The organism is uncultured Clostridium sp. (assembly GCF_934754915.1).
Lineage (GTDB): Bacteria > Bacillota > Clostridia > Clostridiales > Clostridiaceae > Clostridium.
This window is the reverse complement of sequence record NZ_CAKVKB010000263.1, coordinates 1-2,889: the sequence shown is the minus strand read 5'-3', so window position 1 is coordinate 2,889 and position 2,889 is coordinate 1. Positions and strand designations below refer to the sequence as shown.

The following is a 2,889-nucleotide window of genomic DNA, read 5'->3' as shown; positions in this document are numbered from 1 at the left end:
ATGTTGTACTGTGTTATAATTTCATATATAAATTGGTATTATTTGTAAATTAAGAGGGCGTAATGAATGTATTGGATTCAATAATGGAAGAAAAATTAGATTTTACAGATTATGTTTTGTTTGAAATATTATGGTATATTGATGATGAAGAAGAAAATAGTATTAAAGAATCTAACTTTATAAATGCAATAAATAAAATGAAAGATATGTTACAGATTAAACAAAATTAATATTGTAAAATTGTTTCTATGATTATGAATATTAATATGATATTGTATTTAAATTTTTATAAGTATTGTTTAAGAAAAGAAGGTTATAGATGAATATTAGAAAGTGTTGACAATTCCAATATATAAGAGAAGATGTCAATTATAGAGGAGAGATTGGATGAAAATAGAATATAAAAAACTTACAGAAAATGAATTGGATATTTTTATTGAAATGAGAATAAATCAGCTTCGTGAAGAAGGTGCTACTGAAGATATTGATTTAGTTCCAGCATTGAAAGACTATTAAAGTCGTCATATGGCTGATCACACTTTTATATCATGGTTGGCTTTTGATGGAGATACTATTATAGGAACAAGTGGAATGTCATTTGTAGAAAAACCACCTTATTTCGGATGTCCTAGTGGGAAGATGGGATTATTGTCAAGCATGTTTACAAATCCTAACTATAGAAGAAGAGGAATTGCTAAGGAATTACTTTCTCGTGTTATTGATGAAGCGAAAAAATATGGATGTGGAACAGTACAAATAACAGCATCAGATATGGGTGTTAAGTTATATAATGATTTTGGATTTGTACATAATGAAAACTTTATGCAATACAAACTTTAAAATTTAATAATATTGATACTTTTATTACCACATTAGAATTTTCCCCACTTGTGGGGAAAGAATATTTATATAACTGAAAGTAAATTTTAAGTTAACGTTAGCTTATGGTATAATTATAAAACAATATTATTTCAATGGAGATAGAAATAAGACTTTTAATTTGCAAAAGGTTGGAGAAATTAATTTTGAAACCAGATTCAATAGTATATGAATATTGTAGCATGAATAGCTGATTCATATATATGGAAAGCTGGGCAAGGTTAGTGCAAATGGTTTGATTGATTTTTATATATAGATAATAAAATAAATGTGGTAAGTAGGCGAGGAATACTATGGATGATTTTAAAGCAAATGATGTTCATTTTTTTACTAATTTTAAAAAAGTTAAATTTAAAAGTTATAATGCAAAGAACTGTAGTTTTTCACAAAATGATATGGTGAAAATGATTGAAAAATATAGATTTAGACCATTTAATGATAGGGTAGCATATTTAGAAGTTTATACATCTAATAAAATAGAGGGAAATACATTGACAAAAGGGCAGACAAAAGCAGTTCTTGAAGGCATAGCTCAAGATGCAGATTTAAGATCTCAGACTGAAGTGATACAGCTTAATAGAGCAATAAGAGATAATTTTGCTATTAAGGATTTAAGTATGGAACTTATTTTGAATATTCATAAGGACATTACATTTAATACATTAGAAAAGAGTGAGTGGGAAGGTAAAATAAGAAATGAACAAGTTTATATTTCTAATAGTGCCATAGTACCTCCCAATTCAGATAAAGTAAAAAAAGAGCTGAGCGATGCAATTGATATATTTAATAACAGCCATAGAGAATTAATTGATATTTTAAAATTTAAGCTAGACTTTGTGAGGATACATCCATTTATGGATGGCAATGGGAGATTATCTAGGCTTTTAATGAATGGTCTTTTAAGTGCGAAAGGATATCCTAGAATAATCATCAGAAATCAAGATAAGGGTTTTTATTATGATGCAATAGAAGCATCTTTAAGAGTCGGAAAGTATGATGCATGGCTGAAATTTATGCTCACATATATGAAATTCATGTGTGAATTAGAGGATATGTTCCTTGGAGATATAGAATAAATGAATCGTTCAATTATTATTGGAAGACATATTATAAATTGACACTGGAGATAAATATGTAGATATAGAGAAAAGAAGAAGCTGTTGCAAAATGATGGATTCATTTTGTAACGGCTTTTTTGTTAAATTAAAAATACTGATACATTCATATTAAATTTTACTAATGTATAAAAATGAAATTTATTAAAAATAAATACAACATATGGTAAAAGTTGTATAATATTATTATGAGAAACTATGAAAATGATTGTAATTATTTTTATTAATTGCTCGTGTCTTATATAAATGATAACACATGTTGTATTTAAATTTGTTTTATAACAGTGTAGTAATTAACCGTAACATTGGATGTATAAGGGGGAGGTGAGATTATGCAGGTATTTCAAATAAGAATTAAATTATTTTTACTAAAAGATATTATTGCAGATAGTGTACAGAGCTGTTTGAATTCATTTATTGATGGAGCATTTTGTAAGAACGAAGAATTATTAAAATTCCATAAGGATAATAAATTTAAATTTTATTGTTTTGATGGTCTTTATCCAATTGAAAAGGATAAGATTTATAAAAAGAATAATATTTATACTCTTACTTTAAGAACAATTGATAAAAAAATTGCAGAGTTTTTTTATAGAAAGTTGGTAAATGAATTTAATTCAGATTTTAAAGGTTTAACTTCTGAAATAAAAATCATTCCTAAAAAGCATATTGATAAAGTTTATTCAGTAACTCCAGTAGTTGTTAAGACAGAACATGGTTATTGGAAGCATCAATTATCTATGGATGATTTTGAAAAAAGATTAAAGGAAAATCTTATAAAGAAGTATAATACTTTTATGAAAACATGGATTGTCAATACTTTTTAATACATTTTTTATTCGGTCATATTTGCAAGTCTATACTCAACTGGAGTCATATAGTTTAAAGAACTATG

At 26.1% G+C, this 2,889-nt stretch carries 3 protein-coding genes and 1 pseudogene; all 4 read left to right on the top strand.

Going from position 1 to position 2,889, the window contains the following annotated elements; all coding sequences use genetic code 11:
- Nucleotides 1-62: 62 nt before the first annotated feature.
- Complete coding sequence (locus Q0F58_RS18570) at nucleotides 63-230, top strand: hypothetical protein (protein WP_294379410.1); 168 nt, start codon at nucleotides 63-65, stop codon at nucleotides 228-230.
- A 157-nt stretch (nucleotides 231-387) separates the two neighbouring features.
- A pseudogene (locus tag Q0F58_RS18565) lies at nucleotides 388-840 on the top strand (GNAT family N-acetyltransferase).
- Nucleotides 841-1,172: 332 nt separating this feature from the next.
- The gene (locus tag Q0F58_RS18560) at nucleotides 1,173-1,955 is read left to right on the top strand and encodes a Fic family protein (protein ID WP_294379408.1); all 783 of its coding nucleotides are present in this window, start codon (nucleotides 1,173-1,175) and stop codon (nucleotides 1,953-1,955) included.
- A gap of 371 nt (nucleotides 1,956-2,326) precedes the next feature.
- Nucleotides 2,327-2,821, top strand: coding sequence for a CRISPR-associated endoribonuclease Cas6 (locus Q0F58_RS18555; RefSeq protein WP_294379406.1), 495 nt, complete (start codon nucleotides 2,327-2,329; stop codon nucleotides 2,819-2,821).
- Nucleotides 2,822-2,889: the final 68 nt, after the last annotated feature.

Excerpts from the sequence above, each read along its gene's own strand:
- Q0F58_RS18560 (WP_294379408.1), top strand. The coding sequence starts at position 1,173 with ATGGATGATTTTAAAGCAAATGATGTTCATTTTTTTACTAATTTTAAA.
- Q0F58_RS18555 (WP_294379406.1), top strand. The coding sequence starts at position 2,327 with ATGCAGGTATTTCAAATAAGAATTAAATTATTTTTACTAAAAGATATT.
- Q0F58_RS18570 (WP_294379410.1), top strand. The coding sequence starts at position 63 with ATGAATGTATTGGATTCAATAATGGAAGAAAAATTAGATTTTACAGAT.